Here is a 1976-nt window from a genome sequence, read left to right as displayed (position 1 = left end):
CCGCCGCCGCGTCCGCCTGGGCCAGCAGGTTGCGGCGCAGTGCGTCGGCGGTCGGCGCGGTGAGGGTGAAGACGGCGGCGCCGATACCGCCCGGCGCGGCGCCGTCCGCCGCTTCGGCGTACGCGGTGTGCGGGGGCGCGGACTCCAGGACGGCGTGGGCGTTGGTGCCGCCCATCCCGAAGCTGCTGAGTCCGGCGACGCTGGGTCCTGCGGGCAGCCGCAGCGGTGCCTTGAGGAGCCGCAGCCCTTGGTCGCGCAGCTTGAGCTGCTTGCTCTCCTTGGCCGCGTAGCGGCTGGCGGGGACCACGCGGTGGTGCAGGGACAGGGCGACCTTGATGAGTCCCGCGATACCGGCGGCGCCCTCGGTGTGGCCGAGGTTGCCCTTGACCGAGCCGAGCGCCATGGGCTTGCCGGTGCGGTCGGCGTGGTGGTGGCCGAGTGCCTTGACCTCCATCATGTCGCCGAGGCTGGTGCCGGTGCCGTGGGCCTCGGTGAAGACCACGTCGGAGGGCTCGACCCCGGCCCTGCGGTAGGCGGCGCCGAGTACGTCCTGCTGGGCCCAGCGGTTGGGCGCGGTCAGCCCGTTGCTGCGGCCGTCCTGGTTGACGGCGATGCCGCGGATGACGGCGTACACACGTTGGCCGTCGGCGATGGCGTCCCGCAGCCTGCGCAGCACGACCATGCCGACGCCCTCGCCGCGGCCGATGCCGTTCGCCTCGGCGCTGAAGGGCTTGCAGCGTCCGTCGGGGGCGGAGAGCCCGGCCTGGGTGTAGAAGATCGACAGGGCCGGGGTGAGGGCCACGTTGACGCCGCCGACGAGCGCCTGGTCGCACTCCTCGGACAGCAGGGCGTTCATCGCGAGATGCGCGGCGACCAGCGAGGAGGAGCAGGCGGTGTCGACGGCGAGGCTGGGGCCCTTGAGGTCGAGGTGGTACGAGATCCGGTTGGCGGTCATGCAGTAGCCGTTGCCGGAGCCGACCTGGGCGGTGACGTTCGCGTAGTCGGTGAGGTGCAGTTGCGCCCACTCGTTGCCCATGATGCCGACGAAAACCCCGGTCTGGGTGCCGGCGAGGGTGCGCGGGGCGATCCCCGCGTCCTCGACCGCCCGCCACGCGGACTGGAGCAGCAGCCGCTGCTGGGGGTCCATGGCGGCTGCTTCGCGCGGCGAGATGGTGAAGAACTCGTTGTCGAAGGCGTCCGGGTCGGCGATGAAGCCGCCCTCGGTGGTGTTGGTGTGTCCTTCTTCCCCGGCCTGCGAATGGAACTCCTTGGCGTCCCAACGCTGCCGGGGCACCTCCCCCACCCCGTCCGCGCCGCGCATCAGAAGATCCCAGTAGGCGCCGGTGTCGGGCGCCCCCGGGAATCTGCAGTCGATGCCGACTATGGCCACGGGTTCCATCAAGCGCCGCCGCCCTGCGCGGTGTCGGCGGCGAGTTCCTCCACGAGGTGGCCGGCGAGCGCGTGCACGGTCGGGTAGTCCCAGGCGACGGTCGGTTCCATCACGAGGTCGTAGTCGTCCTCGATGTCGCCGCACAGGCTGAGGGCGGCGACGGAGTCGAGGCCGTACTCCGCGAGGGGCACGTCCGGGTCGATCTCGGCGGGCTGCCGCTTGAGGTAGAGGGCGATGCGCTCGGCCAACCACGTGGTCAGAGACTCGGTGGTGTGTCCGGTGGTCGGAACGGGCATGGTGCACTCCTCGGCGGGTGAGCGGTGGGTCGCTTGCTGTCGCGCCGGCCGTTCGGCGGCCGTCGCGGACGGCTGGGGTCCATGGGTGGCCGGCGGGGATCCGTCAGCCGGCGAGCGTGGTGTCGTACAGGTCGTAGCTGCTGCGCGCATGGAACCTGCGCAGTACTTCCTCGTGCATCCGGGCGTCCACGGACGCCGGGAGTTCGACGTGCCGCCGGCCGAGCCGCCTGACCAGCCGGTGCAGTACGGCGGCGAGCCAGGCGGGGGCGGCGAGGAAGGCGTCGCCGCCG

The 1976-nt window shown here is 72.3% G+C and carries 2 protein-coding genes and 1 pseudogene; all 3 read right to left on the bottom strand.

Features of this window, described 5'->3' with window-relative positions; all coding sequences use genetic code 11:
* The coding region (locus GA0115259_RS35540; RefSeq protein ID WP_141716832.1) for a beta-ketoacyl synthase N-terminal-like domain-containing protein at positions 1-1399 on the bottom strand (1399 nt) is incomplete at its 3' end.
* Positions 1399-1686 carry an acyl carrier protein gene (locus GA0115259_RS35535; protein ID WP_093604503.1) on the bottom strand — a complete coding sequence of 96 codons (288 nt, stop codon included), beginning with the start codon at positions 1684-1686 and terminating at the stop codon, positions 1399-1401. The genes GA0115259_RS35540 and GA0115259_RS35535, both read right to left, overlap by 1 nt.
* 103 nt (positions 1687-1789) lie before the next feature.
* Positions 1790-1976 (bottom strand): annotated as a pseudogene (locus GA0115259_RS35530) (acyl-CoA dehydrogenase); the annotation flags it as partial.

This window comes from Streptomyces sp. MnatMP-M17 (assembly GCF_900091995.1).
Classification (GTDB): domain Bacteria; phylum Actinomycetota; class Actinomycetes; order Streptomycetales; family Streptomycetaceae; genus Streptomyces.
This window is presented reverse-complemented; position numbering and strand designations above follow the sequence as displayed.